Source organism: Hanstruepera flava (assembly GCF_023634025.1).
Classification (GTDB): domain Bacteria; phylum Bacteroidota; class Bacteroidia; order Flavobacteriales; family Flavobacteriaceae; genus Hanstruepera; species Hanstruepera flava.
The window spans coordinates 441,030-464,753 of the sequence record NZ_JALJCW010000001.1 but is presented as its reverse complement, the minus strand read 5'-3'; the positions used below and the strand labels follow the sequence as shown (position 1 = coordinate 464,753).

Genomic DNA, 23,724 nt, shown 5'->3' with positions numbered 1-23,724 from the left:
GTTGGTTATTTTGGTTGGGAAAATAACTATTTAGTTAGTTTAGTTAGAGCTAAAATCCCGCTTGAGTTTTATACTGCAAGCGGGATTTAGTTTTTTTGGTTGTTTGGTTATTAGGAAATACTTTTTATCTTATTCAATTTCGTTTTCCAAAGATTTAAATCTTGTTTGTGCTTTTCAATATTCTTATGTACTTCTTGAACTAAAGGATTGTCATCGTTTACATTTTGAAAAAATTGTAAGTTGTTTTCTAACTGATTGATTTCTGCTTTAACTTCATTTATCTTTTTTCTTATAAATTGACGTTCATTGTCTAGATGTCTAGAATCTTCAGCATTACTTAAATTTTCTAATTTAGTTTCAAACTTTATCATTTCACCTTCATTCGGGTTAAGCTTTAATTTCTTGAAAACACCATCTAGAGTTTTATGGAGCTTGCCTTCAATATAACGTTTGTTTCCAGGTACATTGCCAATTTGTTTCCATGAGTTGATAATATCTTTAATGGTAGCTAAATCGTCTTCTTTTTTGCCAGTTAATTCTAGGTTTTTTAATGTGTCGAGTAGTTTAACTTTTTCAGTATAAGCTTCATTGCCTTCTGCATTGGCAGCATCTTTTGCAGCATGAAGTCTATCAAAATAATGATTGCATGCTGTTTTAAATTGCTTCCAAATTTTATCGCTGTTTTTTCTGGGTACATGACCAATTTTCTTCCAATCGCTTTGTATGCGTTTCATTAAAGGTGTTGTGGTTTGAAAATCTTCACTATCCTTATTGTCTTCAGCAATTTTTATTAGGTCAAGTTTTTTCTGGAGATTATCATATTGCGCCTTTTTCAGATTCTTATAAAAGGCATTTTTATTGCGGTTAAATTGTCTGACAGCCTCTTTAAATTTTGCCCATGTAGCTTCGTTGACTTTAATGGGCACTTTACCAGCACTAAAAAATTCATTTCGTAATTCTTCTACTTGTTTTATGGCATTTTGCCAAGCATTATGCGAATCTGCTCCCTTCTCTGCAATGGCTTGAATTTTTGAAATAAGGTCTTGTTTTACCTCAAGATTTTTCTCGTAAATGGTATCGAGTTCTGCAAAGTATACTTGACGCCTATCATGAATGGTTTTGGTTGCGCTTTTAAAACGTTCCCAAATTTCTTCACGATGTTCCTTGCCAACAGGCCCTAACTCTTCTTTCCACATTTTATGAAGTACCTGAAGTTCTCTAAAAGCACGATTTAAATTATCGTCTTTTGCCAATTCTTCGGCACGTTCAATAATTTTTAGCTTTTGCTCTAAATTATGTTTGAAATCTAAATCTCTTAAATCGCGGTTTAGATGCAAAAAGTCATAAAAAATTTCTACATGATGATGGTAACTGTTCCAAGCGTTATTGTATTTGTCCCTTGGAATTGGTCCTGCATTTTTCCAGCGTTCCTGCAGCTCTTTAAAATGTTTGTAAGTTGTGTTTATGTTTTCCTCAACATTTATGAGGCCCTTTATTTCTTCAATTATTTCGAGACGTTCGGCAAGATTGTCTTTTAAGCTTTTTTCAATGTTTTTATAGTATGCATTTAACTTATTTCTGTACTCCTTGTAGGTATCTTTAAAACGTTTTTGTATTGGGCTTGAGTAATAGAAATCTATTTCATTGCCACCATCGTTTAAAAATTCTTCTTTTTTCTCTTCTAAAAGGGAGTTGAATTTAGATTTAAATTCAGAACGAATATTTTCTACATGTGATTTAATGGCTTGAACCTTTTCTTTGGTAACTAGCTTATCCAATTCATTAGCTAGATCTTCTAAAGACATTTTATCATATTCTTTTTCCTCAATATGATGTCTGTCAGCATTGCCCTCGTCTTCAGCATCTTCAGCATTAGATTCGTCAATCTCATTTATAGCGTCTTCATCTTTACTTTCTACTTCAGGAGTTGTTTCTGTTTCTGTTTCTGTTGACTCTCCAAGTGGGGTTTCTATGGACTCTTCAGTTTCAGTTGTGTTTTCAGTTACTTCTGGGGTTTTGGTTTCAGTTTGAGATTGAATTTCATCTTTTTTTCCATCTGCTTCTTGCAGGTTATCGTGCTCTGACATCTTATAAATGTTAAGGTTCTTAAATACTCTAGCGTTAAAGATAACAACAACTGTAATATTTACAAAAGTTAATTAAGAATTTATAAATGAATAGAGCTTTCTATTTAGTCCAAATTTTCCAGGCTTTTTCTGCCTGATATATCAGCATACTGTAACCATTTATGGTAGTCGCCTGATTTTGCTTACCCTTTTTAAGAAAAACAGTTTCATTAGGGTTGTAAATTAAATCGAACAGAATATGGTTTTTTGAAATGGCACGATAAGGAATTGTTGGAGCGTCATCAACATTAGGGAAGGTTCCCAAAGGCGTACAGTTTACAATAATTAAATGGGTGTCTATAATATTTTCTGTAAGAGATTTGTAAGTTAGATATCCTTTTTTTGAAGGTGTTCTAGAAACAAACTGATAATCAATATTCAGTTGCTTTAAGGAGAAAGCAATAGCCTTACTGGCGCCACCAGTTCCTAAAATTAATGCCCGCTTATGTTTGGCTTTTAGATGTGGTTTTATAGCTTTTTTAAATCCATAGCAATCCGTATTATAACCTATTAGCTTACCTTTTTCTGTAATTTTAATAGTGTTAACAGCTCCAATTTTTTTGGCTTTTTTGTTAAGCTTGTCCAGGTATGGTATAACAGATTCTTTATAAGGAATGGTTACATTAAGACCTATTAAATTCGAATTGGATTCCAGTACGTCGTGAAATTCATGTATGGTTTGAATATCAAAATTTTTATAGGTAGCATCCAATATGTTTTCATCGTTAAACTTATTGCTGAAATAGTTTTTTGAAAACGAGTACGAAATATCTTTACCAATTAAGCCAAACTCACGCATATTTTCTCTTCGTTTTTTCGCCATACTTGGCTAAAGCCAATACAATAAGAACTCCAACAATAATATAAACTACTGCCAATAATGTTTCAATGCTTATTTCTGGCATATAACGTTTGTAGTTTTCTACTATAGGATTGCCCTCGGAATTTAATATTAAACTCCCATCGGTTTGTAATTTATAAACTGTTTCTTTCCAGGGCCAAACTACTCCAAGAGATCCCGTAATGAACCCAATTATGGTAGCTAAAGTTATGCTCTTGTAATGCTTGAGAATATAGTTTAATATATGCGAAAAACTTACGAGTCCGGCAATAGATCCTAGAGTAAACACACCTAAAACTTTAAGCATGCGCATACGAACAGCGTCTTGAACAAAATTGAAATCACCTCGTAAAATATCAGCAAACGTATCGTAAAGTGCATTTACAGAGTCGACCAATAATAAGACATAGTTTCCAAGAAGTATTAAGATGAACGACCCTGAAAAACCAGGTAGAGTCATGCCAGAAACACTAATTATACCACAGAAAAAAACAAACCATAGATTGTCGTTTTCTTTTGCCGGGTCTAAAAAACTGATACTTACACCCAAAACAATACCAATAATTAAAGCTAAATTGGTTTTAAAATTCCAATCTTTAAAATCTTTTCTTATATAATAAATAGAGCCTATAATCATGCCGAAAAAAACACTCCACACATATAATTCATAGTGCTTTATTAAGTAGTCTAAAATTTTGGAAACACTAAAGTAGCTTACTACAGTACCCAAAAACAGAACACTTAAAAACCTTCCGTTTACATATTGGTAAAAGCTTTTAAATCTACCATTAATCAGCAATTTAAAAGCTTTAGCGTTAAATTTTTGCAATGAATAGATAAACTCTTCATAAAAGCCAGCTACAAAAGCCACAACACCACCAGATACACCAGGAACTTTGTTTGCGGCACCCATAGCTAACCCTTTTAAAAAAAGGAATATTCTATCGGTAAAAGTTCTTGTGCTTTGCATTATTTATTTTCGGTACCTAGTTTTTCTAAAATAAAAATAGTTAAAAATCCAGCAATCATAAGCAGGATGGCTGGAAGCCATTGAGGGTCGATATTGTTGTTTAATTCTGAATAGGCAAAAGCCGAAATGCTTTTTTCTGAAACGACCTTTAGTGATTCAAAATCCATAATCTGTTGTTGGTAAAGGGTTAAGTTGTTTAAAGTTGATATATCTGAAAAGGGTAAAATTTCTCCAGTATCCTTAACCATAACAGATTCAGTAATTTTCCAAGGCCATACTTTATTTAAGGAACCAAATATAAAGCCCGTTAACAAAGCCAATGTTACATTATGATAGTTTTTGAACAGCCATTTTAAAATATGGCTAAAGCTTAATAAACCAACTAAAGCACCTGATGCAAAAATTAAAATACGCTTAATGTCAAAATCATGAAAGGCGTCGCTTAAAGTTTTGTAAGCACCCAATACCACTAATATAAAGGAACCGGAAATACCAGGTAAAATCATGGCGCAGATTGCTAAAGCACCAGCTAAGAAAAGAAAAAGTGGATGTTCGTTATTTGCTGAACTTGGCAAGAGTGTTATGGCATAGGCTGCAACTGCACCAATTATTAGTGCTAATATTGAACCAAGATGCCATTTTTTTATTTGCCTTCCTACAAAATATATGCTGGCTATAATAAGGCCAAAGAAAAACGACCAAATTAAAATAGGATGGAATTCAATAAGATACTTTGCAAGTCGCATAAAGGAAACAAAGCTTACTATAATGCCCAATAATAATGCAAGCAAAAAACTACCGTTTAAGGCTCTCCAAAATGCCAAAATGCCATCGCGTTTTAAAACTTTAAAAAGTGAAAGATTAATATTGCTTATAGTATCAATAAGTTCTTCATAAATACCAGAAATAAAAGCAATTGTGCCACCTGAAACACCAGGTACGGCATCTGCTGCACCCATTGCAATTCCCTTGAGTGTTATTAACAAATAGTCAATATTTCGTCTTTGCATGCTTTGATTTTAAAATAGAAAATCAAAGGTAGTAATTTAAGTAAGACTAGTGAACTAAAGTTCGGCTTTTAGCAGCAATTTAACCTGCGAATTTGTATAGACTTTAGGAAATAATTCTTCAATTATAATGGCGAATTCTGCGTTAAAACGAATGCCGTTTTTTAAATGATACGATCCTGTTTCAGTTTCATTTTGCGTATAATATAAACCGGCAAGCCTAAATTCAATTTCGGCATTTTCAGGATAGAATTCTGATGCTTGCAATAAGTTGTATATAGCAGCCTCTGGCTCGCCCAATTGCCATAAAATATCACCTCGAGTTAGCCAAGTGCTTAATTCGTAGTTTCCTAATTCTAAAGCTCTTTTGTAGCCGCGTTCAGCTTCTTCCAAAAAGCCTAAACGTTGGTTAATTTGTGCATATAATTTCCAATATATTACATTATCAGAATCAATATTTATAGCCTTGTTAATATAATATAATGACTTTTGGTAGTTTTTTCTCTTATTGTAAAATTTGGTAATGGCTATCCAACCTTTATCAAGGAGTGGATCTTCTTTAACCGTTTTATAATAGTATTGTACTGCCAAATCTTTATTTCCTAATTTTTCATGACATTGACCAATGCGCAATAATGCAAACGACGTAGGGTCATCTAGCTTAAGTGTTAGACTATAGCTTTCAATAGCTTCTTCATACTTTTTTAGTTTTTCTAAAACCTTACCTTTTTCAAGGTAAGCTCCTATAAAAGTATCATCTGAAATAATTGCAAAATCAAAAGCAGCTAATGCTTTTTTGTAATCTTTCAGCTCAAAATATTGTTTGCCTAATTGATGCCAAGCAATTTCGCAGTATGGATTATTATCTAAAAATGTATTTAAGTAGGAAATGGCTTCATCATGTTGGCCTAAAAACTCAAAACAATAAATCATGTTGTGAAGCGCAGAGTAGTCCATTAAATCAGCTTCCAAACATTTCATGAAGCATGTTTTAGCATCTTCAAATTGATCCAAAAACAGATACTCCATTCCAATTAAAGAGTATATGTCTATTGGGTCTTCAGAAAGTTCGAGTGCTTTTTTTAATACTTCAATAGCTTTCGCATGATCATCACGTTTGGATAGAATGTTAGCTTTTTGAATGTAAATTTCTTCGTTTAAAGGCTCTAAAGCATAGAGCTCATTAATCATTGAGTCGGCACGATCCAAATCGTTTTCAAAAACAAAAACTTCAACTTTAAAAAGTTTTAAGTTTGTTGAAGTAGGGTGTTGTTGCAAGCCCAATTTTATGGCTTTTTTTGCTAATGCAATTTTGCCTTGGTTGAGATAATGGTGGATGATGTTTTCGAATTCTTCAGAATCAAAAAACAAAACGTTGTTTGTTTTTAGCATTGATTCAAATCTGGTAAGTGATAAATTGTTGTTGTCGTTGGGACGTAACTCCATAAGCACTATTATATGGTTTCCGCTAATAAATGTACTGTTCTAAATGGACGATTGACTTGAATTCGGTAAATGTTTTTAACAAAATAATCAACATTAGGGTCTGTTGATGGATTTGTAATTGATTATCAGCGTATTGAAAATCAGGCTTCAGATGATATTTTATTTAAGATTTCTTTAATGATGTTACAACCTGTAATAATTTCATCATTTGTAATGGTAAGCGGTGGTGTAATACGTATGGCTTTAGGTTCAAACAGTAACCAAAATAAGATAAGCCCTTGATTTTGAGCCTCCAAAATAACTTTGTTGGTTATGTCTTCTGAAGCTGTTATAGCTGCGAGCATTAAGCCTATTCCTCTTATTTCTGTAATAAGCGGATGCTTTAAATGCTTACGAACCAGGTTTTCTTTTTCTAATGCCTTAGCCATTAAGTCACTATCAATAACCTCTTTTAGGGTTGCATGTGCGGCAGCTGCAATTACTGGGTGTCCGCCAAAAGTAGTAATATGGCCAAGTTTTGGTCGGTCTTGAAGTAAATCCATTAGTCTTTCTGAAGCCGTAAACGCACCAATTGGCATACCACCACCCAATCCTTTACCTGTAACTAAAATATCTGGAACACAATTGTAGTTTTCAAAGCCAAATAGTTTTCCGGTACGTCCAATTCCAGGTTGTATTTCATCTAAAATCAATAAAGCTCCAACCGCTTGGCAACGTTCCTGAACTTTTAATAGATAGTCATTTTTTGGTTCAATAAATCCAGCACCTCCTTGAATAGTTTCTAAAATAACACATGCCGTCTGTGATGAAATATACCGTAAATCTTCAACTGAATTGAAATTTATAAATCGAATATTTGGAATTAAGGGTCTAAATGCTTGCTTGCGTTCTTCATATCCCATAACACTCATGGCTCCCATAGTATTTCCATGATAGGCATGATGTGCCGCAATAACTTCACTTCTACCAGTAGCACGTTTAGCCAATTTTATAGCGCCTTCAACAGCTTCAGTACCTGAATTTGTTAGGTAGGTTTTTTGAAGGGTTTTAGGTAGTTGACTAGCCAATAATTTAGTGAGTTTAACAGCAGGTTCTTGCTCATACTCACCATAAACCATAACATGAAGATATTTATCCAACTGGTCTTTAATGGCATTAACAACTTTTGGGTGTTTGTGTCCTAGGGTGCAGGCTGAAACACCAGCAACAAAATCTAAATACTGTTTTTTGTTTTTGTCGAAAATTAGGCTGCCTTCGGCATGTGAGACTTCCATTGCCAAAGGATGAGGTGAGGTTTGCGCTTGATATTTAAAAAAGTCTGAACTTGCCATCAATCATCTGTTTCTAGCGTTGGTTTTTTCCTGTTTTTAGCTTTCTTCTTTTTGTCAATTTGCTCTAGCTTATCTTTAGGGATATTTCGCGATGCTTTAGACGGTTTTTCAATAGTGCCTTTTTGTTGTTGCTTATTGTTTTGTTTTTTGGTACTGTTACCGGCTTTTTCAATACGTTCTAACATGGCATCGTCAAAAAACTCTTCTTGAGGAACATAGTCATCTAAACCTTTTATCACTGGTAAAACCAGAGGAGGATCATCGCTAAATAAATCTTCAACGCTTTTTGGACGCTCTTCATCACGCCAAACAAAACCACGAAGCAGCCTAGCGTTTTCAGGAAATTGTGATTCTGGATAACTTACAGCATCTACTTGATTATAACGATTGTATTGTTCAATGGTTCCTTCGCTAAAGAACATAGAAATTCTACCAGATTTGGCTTTGTCTATACTAAACAACTCTTGGTTTTCATCTCTTGCGAAAAAGATGGATTCAGCATTTTTATCGATATCTACTTGGCGTAAAGTATTGTTGTCATCGAATAATCCTACTAAAGTTTTGCCTTTAATTTGGTTAAAGCCATTTTCACTAATTGTGTCCTTACTGATAATAAAGGCATTATTAAAAACCAAAAGCGAATCTATCTTTTCGGTTTTTGGATTGGAAATGAGATGAATGGTATCTCCAGTCATTTGGTTTTGTAAATTCCAAATTATAGGATGCCTGCTTTTAGCAAATGGATCCGTTGATGAAAAGCGAGACAGGTTAATCATTTGTGTAAGGCCCGAAGCATGATCCACATGAACCGAATCAGCTTTTCCGCTCATGTCAGATTTATAGAATTTAGCATTGTAATATGCACGAGTAATACGTTTTTCGGGTTTGCCTGTAACCATCAAAGTATCGGCATGCATATATATCGAATCGTTTTCTTGAACAGTAATTGCCAATGCGCGTTTGGTAATGAAAACCGAATCTTTTTCTTTGTAAATTTCGGCGTAATGCCCTTTTATAATACTATTGTTTACCGTATCTGTAACCCTAATATTATTTGTGGCAGAAGCAAAGCTTCTCGTGTTGTCAAAAAACATGCTATCGCCTTCAAAAATACGATTGTCGTAGTCTATTCGTGATTTTTTAACCGCATAGCCTTGTTTGGTTTGGGTATTGTAAAATCCTTTTTCGCAATACGTTTTACTTTCTTTGGTGGTTATGGTTGATGGACCAAATAAATAGGCATGACCCGATTCTGAATAAAAATCGAGATTATTGGTCTTTATGGTGTAGTCCGGATTTACAACAACAACATCTTTAACAAACTGGTATTTTTTAGAGTTCATATAGTAACGCCCAATTTTACTGGTAATAGTTCCAGACGAATCACGAACTACACGACCTCCGCTTTTATAAAACGATTGCTGTTTCACTCTATCAAAATATAAAGTGTCTGTGGTTAAGACTGAATTGGGCTCGGTTAAAACTACGTTACCACTTGCAAAAGCTAATTTGGTTTTACCACTATACTCCACATATTTGGCGTTCATATTAATGGTGTCGCCTTGTTTCATTTTCACATTGCCATAAGCTTCAACAAAGTTTTCATCGCTATAGAGCAAGGCTTTATCGCACCACATGTCAACACCTTCATGGAATACGTGAACTTGTTGTCTGTCGTCACGGAGCATAACTTTTAAGCCAGGTGTTTCACCTTCTTTAATGTCTAAAAAACCAGAATATTTTATTTCAATGGTTTTTTGTTCTTGTGCTTGAACTGAAGTAAAAACACTAGCGGTAATAAGAAGAAAGCAATATAATAACTTGTATAATTTCAAATTCTAAATTTTAAGCCAAAAATAAGCATTATAGCCAACTGTTGTCAAGGTTTAAGTTTTTTTTAATTAAAAAAGACCTGTTAGAATGAAATCTTAACAGGTCTAATAATTTGTTTTGTTGATTGAAACTACCTAAAAATAGTCTGTTTTCTGTCAGGTCCAACAGATACTATGGTAATAGGTATTTCTAGCTCTTTTTCCAAGAAAGCTATATACGCATTTAACTCATCTGGCATCTGTGATGCTTCAGACATTTCTGTTAAATCGGCTGCCCAACCTTTAAATTCTGTATAGATAGGTTCTACATTTTCGGGTTCAATATTATAAGGTAAATGTGTAATGGTTTCGCCTTTATATTTGTAAGCGGTACAAACTTTTAAAGCTTTAAAACCTGAAAGAACATCGGCTTTCATCATCATAAGTTGGGTAACACCATTTACTTGACAGGCATATTTTAAAGCAACCAAATCTAACCAACCACAACGACGTGGTCTTCCTGTAGTGGCTCCAAACTCATGACCTACTTTGGCCATGGTCTCACCATCTTTATCAAATAATTCTGTAGGGAATGGTCCAGAACCTACTCGAGTAGTGTAGGCTTTAAAAATACCAAATACATCACCAATTTTATTAGGAGCCACACCTAAACCAGTACACGCACCAGCAGCAGTAGTATTGCTTGAGGTCACAAACGGATAGGTTCCAAAATCAATATCCAATAATGAGCCTTGTGCACCTTCGGCTAAAATAGTTTTACCTTCTTTTTGTGCTTGAAAAATATACTCTTCAGAGTCGATTAATTTTAACGATTTTAAAACCTTTACGGCTTCAAAGAATTCGTTTTCCAATTCTTTTAAATCATATTGAATGTCAACATTGTAAAAGTTTATCATGGCTTCGTGCTTGTTGGCTAAAGCACGATATTTTTCTTTCCAATCGGCCAATTCCAAATCACCAACGCGAATACCATTTCTACCGGTTTTATCCATATATGTTGGACCAATACCTTTTAAGGTGGAGCCTATTTTGGCTTTGCCTTTGGCAGTTTCACTAGCAGCATCCAGCAAACGGTGCGTTGGTAAAATAATGTGTGCTTTCCTTGAAATGTATAGTGATTTTTTATAGTCAACATGTTGTTCGGCAAGTTTATCCAACTCCTTTTTAAAAATTACAGGATCTATTACTACACCGTTACCAACTAAATTAATGGCATCATCGTGAAATATTCCAGAAGGAATGGTATGAAGTACGTGTTTCATACCGTTAAAAACAAGTGTGTGCCCAGCATTTGGACCACCTTGAAAACGTGCAATAATATTGTATTTTGAGGTTAATACATCGACAATTTTCCCTTTGCCTTCGTCTCCCCATTGTAATCCTAGTAGTAGATCTACTGCCATGTTGTAATTTTGTTATTTAGTTGATTTTCGGTTACCGTAAAAGTAGAGTGAGTGATTTTTAATTTCGATATCAAAAACTTCTTCAATGGTTTTTTTTATAGATTGAATGCGTGGATCGCAGAATTCAATAACTTCACCAGTATCGGTTAAAATTACATGGTCATGTTGTTTGTCGAAGTATGACTTTTCGTAATGGGCTTGATTTTGACCAAACTGATGTTTGCGCACCAAGCCACATTCTAGCAACAATTCAATGGTATTGTATAGTGTTGCTCGACTAACACGATACTTTTTGTTTTTCATGTTTAGATACAGCGATTCTATATCGAAATGTTCTTCGCTATTATATATCTCTTGAAGAATTGCGTAGCGTTCAGGTGTTTTACGGTGCCCTTTTTCATTTAAAAAAGCTGTAAACACGTTTTTTACAATCTCTTGGTTTTTGGTATCGGTTTTCACACTCATAATAAGGTGCAAATTTACACTATTTTTTAAACTCTTTCTACTTTATCTATACCATTAATTTTTTTCAGATTATCGATTAGTTTTTTAATCATGGTATTGTTTTTTACAACTACGTTTATTTTGCCAGAAAATATACCGTCATCACTTTCAAAACTGATACTTTTCATGTTTACGTGCATGTTTGAAGATATCATTTGGGTAATATTGTTTACTAATCCTAAATTGTCGATACCTGAAAGTTTTATTTGGGCGGCAAATTCTTGTTGAGAAGAATCTATCCATTTTGCTTGCATGATTCTATAGGCGTAATTGGATTGCAGGCTTACCGCATTTGGACAATTTTTTTTGTGTACTTTTAAACCATCGTTAATGGTAAGGAAGCCAAAAACAGGGTCGCCCGGAATAGGATTACAGCAGTTGGCAAATTTGTAATCTAATTTCTCCTCTTCTTTACCAAAAACCAATAAATCGTATTTTGAGGTAATCTCGTCTTTTTCAATTTCTTCTTTTGGTATAGGTGTTTTTCTAGAAATTTTATTTTTTAAATAACTCATAAAGGCATTGCTTCTGGATGAAGCAAAATCTTTAAGCATGGTATTGTCTATAGTGCCTATGCCAACACGATAAAATAAATCGAGACTAGTTTTTAATTTGAAGTAGTTAACCAATTCGTTAACCGATTTTTCATCTAATGTAATTTTAAGTTGTTTAAGCTTTCTGCGCAGTAATTCTTTACCGTCTTCAGCAACAAGTTTTTTGTCTTCTTTTAGCGATGATTTAATTTTACTTCTAGCTCTAGCTGTTGTTGCATAATCTAACCAGTTAGGATTTGGTTTAGCACTTTCGGATGTTAATATGTCTACACGATCACCACTTTTAAGTTCATGACTTAAGGGTACTAACTTACCATTAACCTTGGCGCCTCGAGTTTTCATACCAACTTCGGTGTGAATGCTAAAAGCAAAATCTAATGGTGTAGCGCCTTTTGGTAATGACTTTAAATCACCTCTAGGCGTAAAAACAAATATTTCTTTAGAGTAGAGGTTAAGTTTAAATTGCTCAACAAAATCTACAGCATTGGTCTCTGGATTCTCGAGTGTTTCTTGAAGCTTAGCTATCCATGAATCTATACTATCGTCATTATCATTGCCTTCTTTGTATTTGTAGTGTGCAGCGTAACCTTTTTCAGCAATTTCGTTCATGCGCTGACTTCTAATTTGAACTTCTACCCAACGACCTTTTGGCCCAACAACAGTAATGTGAAGGGCTTCATAACCTGTGGATTTGGGAGACGAAATCCAGTCGCGTAAACGTGTAGGGTTTGGTCTAAAATGATCGGTTACAATGGAATAGATTTTCCACGCCAAGAATTTTTCGTTTTCAGGTTTGCTTTTGTATATAATTCTTACGGCAAATTTATCGTAAACTTCATCAAAAGAAACCCCTTGATTAAGCATTTTACGACGAATGGAAAAAATTGATTTTGGTCTGCCTTTTATTTCGTAGTCCAGCTGTTCTTTGTCTAACGATTTTGAAATTACAGAGCTAAACTCTTTAATATAATTGTCTTGTTCTTCTTTGCTTTCCTTTATTTTATTTAGGATGTCATTGTAAACATCGGGTTCGGTATACTTTAAGCCTAAATCCTCAAGTTCGGTTTTAATATTATACAAACCTATTCTATGTGCTAAGGGTGCATAAATGTATAAAGTTTCTGAAGCTATTTTTACCTGCTTGTCTGGCCGCATAGACTCCATGGTTTGCATATTATGAAGTCTATCAGCAATTTTTATAATTATAACACGAACATCATCATTTAATGTTAAAAGCATTTTTCTGAAATTCTCGGCTTGTAACGAGACGTTTGTATCTTTTTTTAAAGATGATATTTTAGTCAGGCCTTCAACAATTGTAGCTACGGTTTTCCCAAATTGTTTTTCAATAAATTCAATAGTGTATTCTTCATTGTCTTCTACAACATCGTGTAATAAGCCAGCAGCAATAGAGGTTGCATCTAATCCAATTTCTTGTGCTACAATTTTAGCAACCGCAATTGGATGGAAAATATAAGCTTCGCCTGATTTTCTTCGTTGATCTTTATGGGCTTCAACAGCAACATCAAAAGCCTTTCTAATTAATAATTTGTCATCTTTAGAAAGAGTTCTGTAGCTTACTTTTAGTAGTTCTTTGTAAGCTTTGGCAATTGCAGCATTTTCTTTTTCAATATCAACTTCTGTCATAAATTAAAAATAGTATAAACAAGACTAACAGCCAACCAAATTATTAGATAAATTTTTAGAGTGTACTTTTAAGAAAATTATGGTTTTACTACTGATGTTCCTTTTTCTGCAAAGTTCTTAAAATCGGTGAGATATTTTTTGGTTTGCTTTTTAAAAGCATTGGGCATCAAAAGTGTCATCATACGCAGCATAAAACTGGTTGGAATAAATTCGTTTTTCGAGGTCCATTTGGTTTGGTTTTCAGCCAATTCTTCAAAAAAGTTTTCCTGTATGTTATGCATGCCTTTCGTATCGTAAGTGGCGTGTAAGGCATAAGGTAGGTCGTTGAATGTAATGGTTTCAATAAGTTCCATTTCGCGTTTGCCCATTTTGTATGACAACTTCATTTTTGAACCAATTTCGCCAGGTGTTCCATAAACATGGTCATAATCAATCAGTCCTTTTTGCCAATGTTTCATGTTTTCTGGGTTATCCAATTTTTCAATAAACTCTTTTAAAGGGACATTTATAATCATTTCTGTTGTATACTTCATCTTGATTGCATTTTAGATAATTAAAGATATAAATTTTAGAGGTAACCACATGACTAAAAAAAACATACTAAAAAACTTTCACTTCCGTTTGTTGGTGTAACTTGTTTAATAGGTTAATATTCCTATTTTTGCAACTATTCAGATAAATAAGTTAAACAGCCATGATTAGAAAATTTTTGTTTGTATTTCTAGCGCTTTTTTTTATACGAGTGCACTCTCAAGTCACTAATAATGATGTATTATTTACAATAGCAGACGAACCTGTTTATGCTTCGGAGTTTGTTAGGATTTTCAATAAGAATTTAGATTTGGTTCAAGACGAATCTCAAAAAGATATAGACGAATATTTAAATCTTTTTATTAATTATAAGTTAAAGATTGCTGAAGCAAAAGCAAAGGGGTTGGATAAAAACGCTACTTATGTAAGAGAACTTAACAATTACAAAAAGCAGTTAGCAAAAAACTATTTGACCGATACCGAAGTTACCGATGAGTTGGTGGAAGAAGCTTATTATCGTATGACTAATGAAGTAAAAGCAAGTCATATTTTAATTAGAATGGATGCTAGTGCAAGTCCTGAAGATACTTTGTTAGCATATAATGAGCTGCTTAAATTGCGTGATAGAGTTAAAGCGGAAGGGTTTGTCAAGGTGAAAAATGAGGTTCATAACGGAAAAACTGTTTATGCTGAAGAGTTAGGTTATTTTTCTGGATTTAAAATGGTATATGAATTTGAAAGCATGGCTTATAATACAGATTTAGGTGAGATTTCTATGCCATTTAAAACCCAATTTGGATATCACATTGTAATAGTTGAAGATAAACGTGAATCTAGAGGAGAACTTACTGTAGCTCACATAATGGTAGCTAACAAGCAAGGTGAAAATCAAGAGAGTGCTGAAACCCGAATTAACGAAATTTATCAAAAAATTCAACAGGGTGAGTCTTTTGAGGCCTTGGCTAAACAGTTTTCCGAAGATAAAAGTTCTGCTGCAAATGGCGGTAGGCTCAATACCTTTTCGGGCGGTCAATTAAGTTCTATTGAGTTTGAAGATATTGCTTTTAGTCTCGAGAGCCCTGGAGATATTTCAAAACCATTTGTTACGGAGTTTGGATGGCATATTATAAAACTTATTGATAAACAAGGCGTTAAGTCCTTTCAGGAAATGAAGCCAGAGCTTGAAGTTAAGGTGAAAAGAGATTCTAGGTCTAAACTTATTGATAACTCCATTGTAAGTAAATTAAAAACACGATACAACGTTACAGATAATGAAGCTGCTTTGGCTTATTTTGAATCTATTGTAACCAAAGACTATTTTGTTGGAAAATGGGAAATTCCGGAAGATTTTACAGCGAATAAAACACTTGTAGTTATTGATAAAAAAACAGTGTCCTATGATGACTTTGCGCAGTATTTATATAAAATGCAGCGAAAGTCAAGAGCCAAGAAAACAATTTCAGGCTTGGTTAATGATGAATATAATAACTTTTTAAGTCAAAATTTAATGGCTTATCAAGAAGAAAATTTAGAGTACGAGAACGAAGATTTTGCACATATTGTCAATGAATATAGAGATGGGTTACTGTTATTCGATCTTATGGAAACAGAAATTTGGAATACAGCACAAACAGATTCTGTTGAGGTCCAAAATTATTATGAAAACAATAAAACAAAATATTATTGGAATGAGCGCGTAGATGCTATTGTAGCTTCCTCATCAGACAAAACGACTATTAAACAAGTAAAGAAGTTACTTGAATTGGGTACATCTCCAGATGATATAAAAAAGGAAATTAATGTCAATGGCGAGGTGCATGTAATTTTCTCAGTTGGAGTAATGGAAGCGACACATCAAGCTTTGCCCAAAGCAGTTAAATTTGAAAAAGGGGTGTCTAAAATCTATAATCATAACGATGCATATGTTGTAGTTAAGATAACAGAAGTCATGCCAAGATCGCTAAAATCCTACGATGAAGCCAAAGGTCAAATTATCAGCGATTATCAACAGTACAAAGAAACTGTATGGTTAGAAGAGCTAAAACAGAAATATCCCATAGCAATTAACGAACCCGTTTTAGATAAAGTTAAAACGCAAATTAAAAGTAACTAATTGAAAAAAAGAGCTGTCATATTAATTAGCATAGTATGCTTTACTTCGTGTAATTATTTTTTTAAACAAGTAGATGACAGGAACCCTATTGCACGTGTTAATGAAACTTATTTGTATCAAGAAGATATTCAGCACTTGCTGACCGAAGGGATTACTCAAGAAGACAGTACTATTAGAGTAACCAATTTTATAAATCAATGGGCCACAGAGCAACTTTTAGTTGCTGGAGCACGAGTTAATTTAAATGAGCAAAAGCTAAATGAGTTTGATAAAATGGCTGAAGATTATAAAAAGGATTTATATGCTTCGGCTTACTTGGAGGCTCTTGTAACAAGGAGTATAGATACTGTTGTTTCAATTCAAGAAGCTCAAACCTATTATCAGGAAAATATTGGAATTTTTAATTTAAATGAAGATTTAATTAAGTTTCGCTATATACAGTTGGATGAAAACAGATTTGATACTGCTGATATCAAAAAAAAACTAGAACGCTACAATGTACAGGATAAACGCGATTTAGATTCAATAGCTGTTCAGTTTAAATCGTATTCGCTTAATGATTCTATTTGGATAAAAGTAAATCAGGTCATAGATAAAATTCCGGCAATAACAACAGAAAACAAAAATCAATTGTTAAAAAAATCTAATTTTATACAACTCAAAGATTCATTAGGACTATATTTGATGCATATTAATGATGTGCTTGAGCGAAACAATACAGCTCCATTAGAATATGTAAAGCCTACTATAGATCAAATAGTTATAAACAAAAGAAAATTAGAGTTAATTAAAGAGCTAGAAAAAGACATTACTAAAGATGCTATTAAAAACAAGAAATTTGAAATATATAATTAAGTCAACATTAATGTTGCTTGGGGTTTTGTTATTGCCAATGCAAGTTATTTCTCAAGAAATTATAGAAGAAGAGACACCAAAACAACAAAAAGTAGATTCAGTATTAACGGCTGGAGCTTTAAAATTAGATGGTGTTGCTGCTGTTGTAGGAGATTATGTTGTTTTAGATTCTGATGTAGACCGAACGCTTTTACAGTTAAAGGCTCAAGGTGCTTCGTTAGAAGGCGTAACACGTTGCCAGCTATTTGGTAAACTTCTAGAAGATAAGCTGTATGCGCATCATGCTATTCAAGATAGTGTAGAGGTTTCTGATGCAGAAATACGTTCAAACGTAGATTATCAAATTCAACAATTTTTGGCGCAGTCAGGAAAAACGATGGAAGAGTTATTGGCTTTCTATAATAAACCTGATGAAAAGAGCTTTAGGGATGAAATGTACGAGATTAACAAAAGCAATAAGCTTGCAAGTGAAATGCAGCAAAAAATTATAGCAGATGTTGAGGTTACACCAGAAGAGGTTAGACAATTTTTTAATAAAATACCTAAAGATGAACGCCCTACTTTTGGAACCGAATTAAAGGTATCACAAATTGTAATAGAACCTCAAGTTTCTGAAGAAGAAAAACAACGTGTCATAAATCAGTTAAATCAATTTAAAGCAGATGTTATTGAAAATGGAGCAAGTTTTAGGTCAAAAGTGGTTTTGTACACAGATGATAAAGAATCTATTAAAACTGGAGGGCTTTACACCTTAAACAGAAAACGACCTCGAATGGTAAAAGAGTTTAGAGAGGTTGCTTTCTCGTTACAAGAAGGTGAAATTTCCGAACCATTTGAAACTGATTTTGGGTATCATATAATTTACCTTGAAAAAATTAGAGGTCAGGAATACGATGTGCGCCATATTCTTTTAATTCCTAAAGTTTCAGAACAGGCCGTTGCAGAAGCTAGAGAGAAGTTGGTCAAAATTAGACAACGTATAGTAGATGGAGATATAAGTTTTGCAGATGCTGCTAGGGAATCAAGTGATGAAAAAGAGACAAGGAGTGAGGGCGGATTTTTAATTAACCCGGCAACTCAAGATTATAATTTTGAATTAACCAAAATGGACCCAGAGTTATACGCCCAAATTCAAGATTTAAAAGAAGATGAAATTAGTTTAATTCAAACAGATAGAGGACGAACGGGAAATATTAAGTTCAAAATATTAATGGTTAGCGACCGTGTCGATGAGCACGTAGCAGATTATGCTCGTGACTATTTGAAAATTAAAGAGCTAGCACTTAATGAAAAACGTATTAAAGCAATCGATGCTTGGCAAGACCAGAAAATTAAAGATACCTATATCAAGATTAATGGTGAGTATAGAGATTGCGATTTTACAAGTAACTGGTTAAAGAAATAAGAATGTCAGACGTAGCTGCGATAGAATCATTTGTAAAAAAATATAAAGACTTAAAAACTGAAATTGCTAAAGTAATTGTAGGTCAAGATGAAGTAATTAATCAAATTTTGATTTCAATTTTTTCGGGTGGACATGCCTTACTGATAGGTGTTCCAGGTTTAGCAAAAACATTAATGGTTCATACAATAGCACAAGCGTTGGGGTTAGATTTTAAACGTATTCAGTTTACACCAGATTTAATGCCTAGTGATATATTGGGTAGCGAGATACTAGATGAAAACCGAACCTTCAAATTTATTAAAGGCCCTATATTTTCAAATATTATTTTAGCAGACGAAATCAACCGTACGCCACCTAAAACGCAAGCCGCTTTATTGGAAGCTATGCAAGAACGTGCTGTAACCGTTGCTGGTCATCATTACAAATTAAGCTTGCCATATTTTGTGTTGGCAACCCAAAACCCAATAGAGCAAGAAGGAACTTACCCATTGCCAGAAGCTCAATTAGACCGTTTTATGTTTGCTGTAAATTTAAGTTACCCAACTTTTGAGGAAGAAGTACAGGTTGTTAAATCTACTACTACAGATACACTGGCAACCGTTAATGCGTTATTCACTGCACAAGAGATTTTAGATATTCAGCATCTTATTAGAAGAATTCCAGTAGCAGATAATGTTGTAGAATATGCCGTAAAAATGACGGGCAAAACAAGGCCTAACAGTCCTGAGGCAACAGATTTAGTAAAAAACTATATTGATTGGGGAGCTGGGCCAAGAGCATCTCAAAACTTAATATTAGCAGCTAAAACCCATGCAGCAATTCATGGTAAATTTTCTCCTGATATTGAAAATGTGCAAGCCGTAGCACATTCTATTTTTAAGCATAGAATTATTAAAAATTACAAAGCAGAAGCCGAAGGGATTACTGAGGAACAAATTATTAGGGATTTATTCTAAAATTTTCAATCTCTAATTGTTGTTAATTTATTATTTTTTCAATAGTAAAATTATCAAAATCTTAAAATATTATGTAAAAGCGTAGTATTTTTTGAATTATTCTCATGAAATTCAGTATTTCATTACACTATTTTTAAATGTCTTGGATATTTTGTAATTTTGCAGGACTAAAAAAATTAATCACCTAAAAAAGATATTATATGGCATTTGATATTGACATGATAAAAAAGGTTTACGCTACAATGTCAGAGCGTGTTGATGCAGCAAGAGAAATAGTGGGTAAGCCTTTAACTCTTTCTGAAAAGATATTATATTCACATTTATGGGATGGCAAACCAACCCAAGCTTTCCAACGCGGTAAGGATTATGTAGACTTTGCACCAGATAGAGTTGCATGTCAAGACGCTACAGCTCAAATGGCTTTGTTGCAGTTTATGCAGGCTGGTAAAGATAAGGTTGCGGTTCCCACAACGGTACATTGCGATCATTTAATTCAAGCAAAAGTAGGTGCTACTCAAGATTTGCAAAATGCGCTTAACACAAGTAATGAGGTATTTAATTTCTTGGAGTCTGTATCTAATAAGTATGGTATAGGTTTCTGGAAACCTGGAGCTGGAATAATACATCAAGTAGTTTTGGAAAACTATGCTTTTCCAGGAGGAATGATGATAGGTACAGATTCGCATACTGTTAATGCTGGTGGATTGGGAATGGTTGCTATTGGAGTCGGTGGAGCAGATGCAGTTGATGTAATGGCAGGTATGGCTTGGGAGCTAAAATTCCCGAAGCTTATTGGTGTTAAGTTAACTGGTAAGTTATCAGGATGGACTGCCCCAAAAGATGTGATTTTAAAAGTAGCTGAAATTCTTACCGTAAAAGGAGGTACTGGAGCTATAGTTGAATATTTTGGGCCAGGAGCAACCGCAATGTCTTGTACTGGAAAAGGAACCATTTGTAACATGGGAGCCGAAATTGGCGCCACCACATCAACATTTGGATATGATGACTCAATGGAGCGTTATTTACGTGCTACAGATAGAGCAGATGTTGCCGATGCAGCTAATGAAATTAGAACGTATTTAACAGGTGATGATGAAGTTTATGCTAATCCAGAACAGTATTTTGATCAAGTTATAGAAATTAACCTATCTGAATTGGGTCCATTATTAAACGGTCCGTTTACACCAGATTTGTCAACATCAGTTGGCTCTGAAATGACTAAAAAAGCAAAAGCTAATGATTGGCCTATAAAAGTAGAATGGGGTTTAATAGGTTCTTGTACCAATTCATCATATGAAGATTTATCACGTGCTTCTTCAATTGCCCAACAAGCGTTGGATAAAGGTTTAAAGACTAAAGCTGAATTTGGAATTAATCCAGGTTCGGAGCAGGTTAGGTTTACAGCCGAACGTGATGGAATTCTACAAGTATTTGAAAAATTAGATGCCAAAATATTTACCAATGCCTGTGGACCATGTATTGGACAATGGGCGCGTTATGAAGATCCTAAAAATGCACCTAAAAATAGTATTGTGCATTCTTTTAATAGAAACTTTGCGAAACGTGCAGATGGTAATCCTAACACACATGCATTTGTAGCTTCTCCAGAATTAACAGCTGCTATTGCTATAGCTGGACGATTAGATTTTAATCCATTAACCGATAAGTTGATAAATGAAAATGGGGAAGAGGTTATGTTAGATGAACCTACAGGATGGGAATTGCCACCTAAAGGTTTTGAAGTAGATGACAATGGGTATTTAGCTCCAGTGGCAGATGGTAGCCATGTTGAAGTAACAGTAGATCCAAGTTCAGAACGTTTACAATTGTTGACACCATTCGAACCTATTGGAAGAGAGATTAAAGGTGCTAAATTGTTAATAAAGGCTTTTGGAAAGTGTACAACTGACCATATTTCTATGGCTGGACCTTGGTTGCGTTACCGTGGACATTTGGATAATATTTCAAATAATATGTTAATTGGTGCTGTTAATGCATATAACAAGAAAACAAACTTTGTTAAAAACCAGTTAAATGGTGATTATGAAGGTGTTCCAGATGTTGCTCGTCAATATAAAGCTAAGGGAATCTATTCAGTAGTTGTAGGTGATCATAATTACGGAGAAGGTTCTTCAAGAGAACATGCTGCTATGGAACCTAGACATTTAGGTGTTGCGGCGGTAATTGTGAAATCTTTTGCGCGTATTCATGAAACAAATCTTAAAAAGCAAGGTATGTTAGGTTTGACATTTGCCAATGAAAACGATTACGATTTAATTCAAGAAGATGATACTATCAACTTTTTAGATTTAGATGGCTTTGCACCAGACAAACCTTTACATATTGAGTTTGTACATAAGGATGGTACAAAAGATGTCATTGAAGTTAATCACACATATAACCAAGCGCAAATTGATTGGTTTAATGAAGGTTCGGCTTTAAATTTAATAAAGAAGCAAAACGCTTAATTATAATTAACGACAATATTAAAAACTCCTAACTGTTAGTTAGGAGTTTTTTTTTGTTTGTAAGTATTTGGTTTCCATTACGACAATCTGACTAACTAACAATTTCAAATCAATGGGTAATCTGTGGTTTTTTGAAGATGTAAACTTGTTTAAAGTTTTATGTCCACATAAATTCAAGGCATACAAGTCTAATCATGATTTTGATGCTTATAAGAAAAAAGATTATATCTATTTTGAAGCCGATGCTGCCAATAAGGTTTATCTTATTGAAAAAGGTAAAGTTAAAATCGGTTATTACAGTGAGAACGGAGATGAAGTAGTTAAAGCTATTTTAACAAGAGGTGAGCTTTTTGGGGAAAAAGCTATTTTAGGAGAATCGGTTCGTGATGAATTCGCTCAATCTTTGGATAATAATACATCTATTTGTCCTATAGGTGTTCAAACCATGCATGATTTAATGCGCGATAATCAAACCTTCAGTTTTAAAATATATAAATTTATTGGCTTTAAGTTCAAGAAGCTTGAACGACGTTTGCAGTTGCTCTTATTTAAGGATGCAAAAACTAGGTTAGTAGAATTTCTAAATGAATTATGTACTGAATATGGTTATGATTGCGAGCAAACAGGAGATCATGTTATTAAACATCCTTACACACAAAAAGATATCGCTTCCCTAATAGGGACTTCTAGGCCGACACTTAATATTTTACTTCAAGAACTGAAATCAGAAAACTATTTAGATTTTAACCGAAAAGAAATCAGAATTTTTAAAAATGCCAGTTAGTGTTAGCTAGCTAACACTTTTAATGCATTTGCTATTTTAATTTTGGGTAATAACTTTAAAATTAAAATGCAATGATTAAAAAAATGTTTTTTTCGGTTTTGGCATTGTCTGTTATAATTACATCTTGTAGTAATGACGATGACAATAATTCTAATGCACCAACTAGTTCTCCTTTAACACTAAACCTTTCCGGATTGGAGTCTTTAGGTTCAGATTATGTTTATGAAGGTTGGATTATTGTAGATGGAGCACCTATTTCAACAGGAACATTTTCTAGTGTTTCATTTCCACAAACGTTTTTGGTTAACACAGCACAATTGAATAGTGCAACTACGTTTGTACTATCAATCGAACCAGCTGTCGATAGTGACCCTGCACCAGCAGACACTAAAGTTTTGGCTGGCGATTTTTCAGGTAATACAGCCAGTGTCGATACTGGTATTGTGGGTGATTTTTCTAATGCTTCTGGCGCTTTCTTTTTAAGAACACCTACTGACGAAAGTGGTGTGAATAATGGTAATGATGAGAATGGTGTTTGGTTTGGTACTCCTGGAATGCCACCAGTTTCCAATTTTAATTTACCTACGTTACCAGATGGATGGACATACGAAGGTTGGGTAGTTGGAGATTCAGGCCCATTAACAACAGGAACATTCAATGTTTTTGATATGGCTGATGCTGCTGCGCCTTTTAGTGAAACTGTACAACCAGGTCCTCCAGTTCCTGGAGAAGATTTCTTTTTAAACGAACCAGCAGGAGAAACATTTCCACTGGATATTAGAAATAGAACAGTAGTTATATCGGTTGAGCCCGTACCAGATAACTCACCAGCTCCTTTTGCTATGAAGCCTTTGGTTGGTACAGCAGGAATGGCAACGGCACCAGCTGTTCACGACTTTGGTCAGAATTTGGGATCATTACCTAGTGGCTCAGTAAGCAGATAAGTTGATT

At 34.1% G+C, this 23,724-nt stretch carries 18 protein-coding genes; 7 read left to right on the top strand and 11 right to left on the bottom strand.

All coding sequences use genetic code 11. The features are described 5' to 3' along the window. Nucleotides 1-110 precede the first annotated feature (110 nt). From MTX13_RS02170 to MTX13_RS02120, 11 genes are all read right to left on the bottom strand, one after another. Nucleotides 111-2,087 carry a DUF349 domain-containing protein gene (locus MTX13_RS02170; protein WP_250432760.1) on the bottom strand — a complete coding sequence of 659 codons (1,977 nt, stop codon included), beginning with the start codon at nucleotides 2,085-2,087 and terminating at the stop codon, nucleotides 111-113. Nucleotides 2,088-2,187: 100 nt separating this feature from the next. Further along, complete coding sequence (locus tag MTX13_RS02165; protein ID WP_250432759.1) at nucleotides 2,188-2,949, bottom strand: shikimate dehydrogenase family protein; 762 nt, start codon at nucleotides 2,947-2,949, stop codon at nucleotides 2,188-2,190. Further along, nucleotides 2,918-3,937: a DUF368 domain-containing protein gene (locus MTX13_RS02160; RefSeq protein WP_250432757.1), complete on the bottom strand. Its 1,020-nt coding sequence runs from the start codon at nucleotides 3,935-3,937 to the stop codon at nucleotides 2,918-2,920. The genes MTX13_RS02165 and MTX13_RS02160 overlap by 32 nt, the downstream gene beginning before the upstream one ends. After that, nucleotides 3,937-4,947, bottom strand: a complete 1,011-nt coding sequence (locus MTX13_RS02155; RefSeq protein ID WP_250432756.1) for a DUF368 domain-containing protein — start codon at nucleotides 4,945-4,947, stop codon at nucleotides 3,937-3,939. Before MTX13_RS02155 ends, MTX13_RS02160 begins: the two co-directional genes overlap by 1 nt. 54 nt (nucleotides 4,948-5,001) lie before the next feature. Next, nucleotides 5,002-6,390 (bottom strand): tetratricopeptide repeat protein, encoded by a 1,389-nt coding sequence (locus tag MTX13_RS02150; RefSeq protein WP_250432755.1) that lies wholly within the window; start codon nucleotides 6,388-6,390, stop codon nucleotides 5,002-5,004. A 140-nt stretch (nucleotides 6,391-6,530) separates the two neighbouring features. Continuing rightward, nucleotides 6,531-7,721 (bottom strand): aspartate aminotransferase family protein, encoded by a 1,191-nt coding sequence (locus tag MTX13_RS02145; RefSeq protein ID WP_250432753.1) that lies wholly within the window; start codon nucleotides 7,719-7,721, stop codon nucleotides 6,531-6,533. After that, nucleotides 7,721-9,556 carry an OstA-like protein gene (locus MTX13_RS02140; protein ID WP_250432752.1) on the bottom strand — a complete coding sequence of 612 codons (1,836 nt, stop codon included), beginning with the start codon at nucleotides 9,554-9,556 and terminating at the stop codon, nucleotides 7,721-7,723. The genes MTX13_RS02145 and MTX13_RS02140 overlap by 1 nt, the downstream gene beginning before the upstream one ends. A 128-nt stretch (nucleotides 9,557-9,684) precedes the next feature. Then, a complete protein-coding gene (locus tag MTX13_RS02135; protein ID WP_250432750.1) occupies nucleotides 9,685-10,956 on the bottom strand; it encodes an adenylosuccinate synthase in 1,272 nt (423 codons plus the stop codon). A gap of 12 nt (nucleotides 10,957-10,968) precedes the next feature. After that, nucleotides 10,969-11,421 carry a Fur family transcriptional regulator gene (locus MTX13_RS02130; RefSeq protein WP_250432748.1) on the bottom strand — a complete coding sequence of 151 codons (453 nt, stop codon included), beginning with the start codon at nucleotides 11,419-11,421 and terminating at the stop codon, nucleotides 10,969-10,971. Between the two features lie 26 nt (nucleotides 11,422-11,447). Further along, nucleotides 11,448-13,661 (bottom strand): RelA/SpoT family protein, encoded by a 2,214-nt coding sequence (locus MTX13_RS02125; protein ID WP_250432747.1) that lies wholly within the window; start codon nucleotides 13,659-13,661, stop codon nucleotides 11,448-11,450. A 77-nt stretch (nucleotides 13,662-13,738) separates the two neighbouring features. Beyond that, nucleotides 13,739-14,194: an SRPBCC family protein gene (locus MTX13_RS02120; RefSeq protein WP_250432745.1), complete on the bottom strand. Its 456-nt coding sequence runs from the start codon at nucleotides 14,192-14,194 to the stop codon at nucleotides 13,739-13,741. Nucleotides 14,195-14,355: 161 nt separating this feature from the next. Between MTX13_RS02120 and MTX13_RS02115 the strand changes: the two genes are divergently transcribed. The 7 genes from MTX13_RS02115 (at nucleotide 14,356) to MTX13_RS02085 (ending at nucleotide 23,717) form a co-directional block, all read left to right on the top strand. Then, nucleotides 14,356-16,305: a peptidylprolyl isomerase gene (locus tag MTX13_RS02115; protein WP_250432743.1), complete on the top strand. Its 1,950-nt coding sequence runs from the start codon at nucleotides 14,356-14,358 to the stop codon at nucleotides 16,303-16,305. Then, a complete protein-coding gene (locus MTX13_RS02110; RefSeq protein ID WP_250432741.1) occupies nucleotides 16,306-17,160 on the top strand; it encodes a peptidyl-prolyl cis-trans isomerase in 855 nt (284 codons plus the stop codon). Further along, nucleotides 17,123-18,565, top strand: a complete 1,443-nt coding sequence (locus MTX13_RS02105; protein ID WP_250432739.1) for a peptidylprolyl isomerase — start codon at nucleotides 17,123-17,125, stop codon at nucleotides 18,563-18,565. Before MTX13_RS02110 ends, MTX13_RS02105 begins: the two co-directional genes overlap by 38 nt. Nucleotides 18,566-18,567: 2 nt before the next feature. Then, nucleotides 18,568-19,521: an AAA family ATPase gene (locus MTX13_RS02100; RefSeq protein WP_250432737.1), complete on the top strand. Its 954-nt coding sequence runs from the start codon at nucleotides 18,568-18,570 to the stop codon at nucleotides 19,519-19,521. 200 nt (nucleotides 19,522-19,721) lie between these two features. Then, nucleotides 19,722-21,989: an aconitate hydratase gene (locus MTX13_RS02095; protein ID WP_250432735.1), complete on the top strand. Its 2,268-nt coding sequence runs from the start codon at nucleotides 19,722-19,724 to the stop codon at nucleotides 21,987-21,989. 112 nt (nucleotides 21,990-22,101) lie between these two features. Then, complete coding sequence (locus tag MTX13_RS02090; RefSeq protein WP_250432734.1) at nucleotides 22,102-22,773, top strand: Crp/Fnr family transcriptional regulator; 672 nt, start codon at nucleotides 22,102-22,104, stop codon at nucleotides 22,771-22,773. A 71-nt stretch (nucleotides 22,774-22,844) separates the two neighbouring features. Further along, entirely contained in the window at nucleotides 22,845-23,717 is an 873-nt protein-coding gene (locus MTX13_RS02085) for an anti-sigma factor (protein WP_250432733.1), read from the top strand. Nucleotides 23,718-23,724: the final 7 nt, after the last annotated feature.

Excerpts from the sequence above, each read along its gene's own strand:
- MTX13_RS02170 (WP_250432760.1), bottom strand. The coding sequence starts at position 2,087 with ATGTCAGAGCACGATAACCTGCAAGAAGCAGATGGAAAAAAAGATGAA.
- MTX13_RS02165 (WP_250432759.1), bottom strand. The coding sequence starts at position 2,949 with ATGGCGAAAAAACGAAGAGAAAATATGCGTGAGTTTGGCTTAATTGGT.
- MTX13_RS02160 (WP_250432757.1), bottom strand. The coding sequence starts at position 3,937 with ATGCAAAGCACAAGAACTTTTACCGATAGAATATTCCTTTTTTTAAAA.
- MTX13_RS02155 (WP_250432756.1), bottom strand. The coding sequence starts at position 4,947 with ATGCAAAGACGAAATATTGACTATTTGTTAATAACACTCAAGGGAATT.
- MTX13_RS02150 (WP_250432755.1), bottom strand. The coding sequence starts at position 6,390 with ATGGAGTTACGTCCCAACGACAACAACAATTTATCACTTACCAGATTT.
- MTX13_RS02145 (WP_250432753.1), bottom strand. The coding sequence starts at position 7,721 with ATGGCAAGTTCAGACTTTTTTAAATATCAAGCGCAAACCTCACCTCAT.
- MTX13_RS02135 (WP_250432750.1), bottom strand. The coding sequence starts at position 10,956 with ATGGCAGTAGATCTACTACTAGGATTACAATGGGGAGACGAAGGCAAA.
- MTX13_RS02130 (WP_250432748.1), bottom strand. The coding sequence starts at position 11,421 with ATGAGTGTGAAAACCGATACCAAAAACCAAGAGATTGTAAAAAACGTG.
- MTX13_RS02125 (WP_250432747.1), bottom strand. The coding sequence starts at position 13,661 with ATGACAGAAGTTGATATTGAAAAAGAAAATGCTGCAATTGCCAAAGCT.
- MTX13_RS02120 (WP_250432745.1), bottom strand. The coding sequence starts at position 14,194 with ATGAAGTATACAACAGAAATGATTATAAATGTCCCTTTAAAAGAGTTT.
- MTX13_RS02115 (WP_250432743.1), top strand. The coding sequence starts at position 14,356 with ATGATTAGAAAATTTTTGTTTGTATTTCTAGCGCTTTTTTTTATACGA.
- MTX13_RS02105 (WP_250432739.1), top strand. The coding sequence starts at position 17,123 with ATGCTATTAAAAACAAGAAATTTGAAATATATAATTAAGTCAACATTA.
- MTX13_RS02100 (WP_250432737.1), top strand. The coding sequence starts at position 18,568 with ATGTCAGACGTAGCTGCGATAGAATCATTTGTAAAAAAATATAAAGAC.
- MTX13_RS02095 (WP_250432735.1), top strand. The coding sequence starts at position 19,722 with ATGGCATTTGATATTGACATGATAAAAAAGGTTTACGCTACAATGTCA.
- MTX13_RS02090 (WP_250432734.1), top strand. The coding sequence starts at position 22,102 with ATGGGTAATCTGTGGTTTTTTGAAGATGTAAACTTGTTTAAAGTTTTA.
- MTX13_RS02085 (WP_250432733.1), top strand. The coding sequence starts at position 22,845 with ATGATTAAAAAAATGTTTTTTTCGGTTTTGGCATTGTCTGTTATAATT.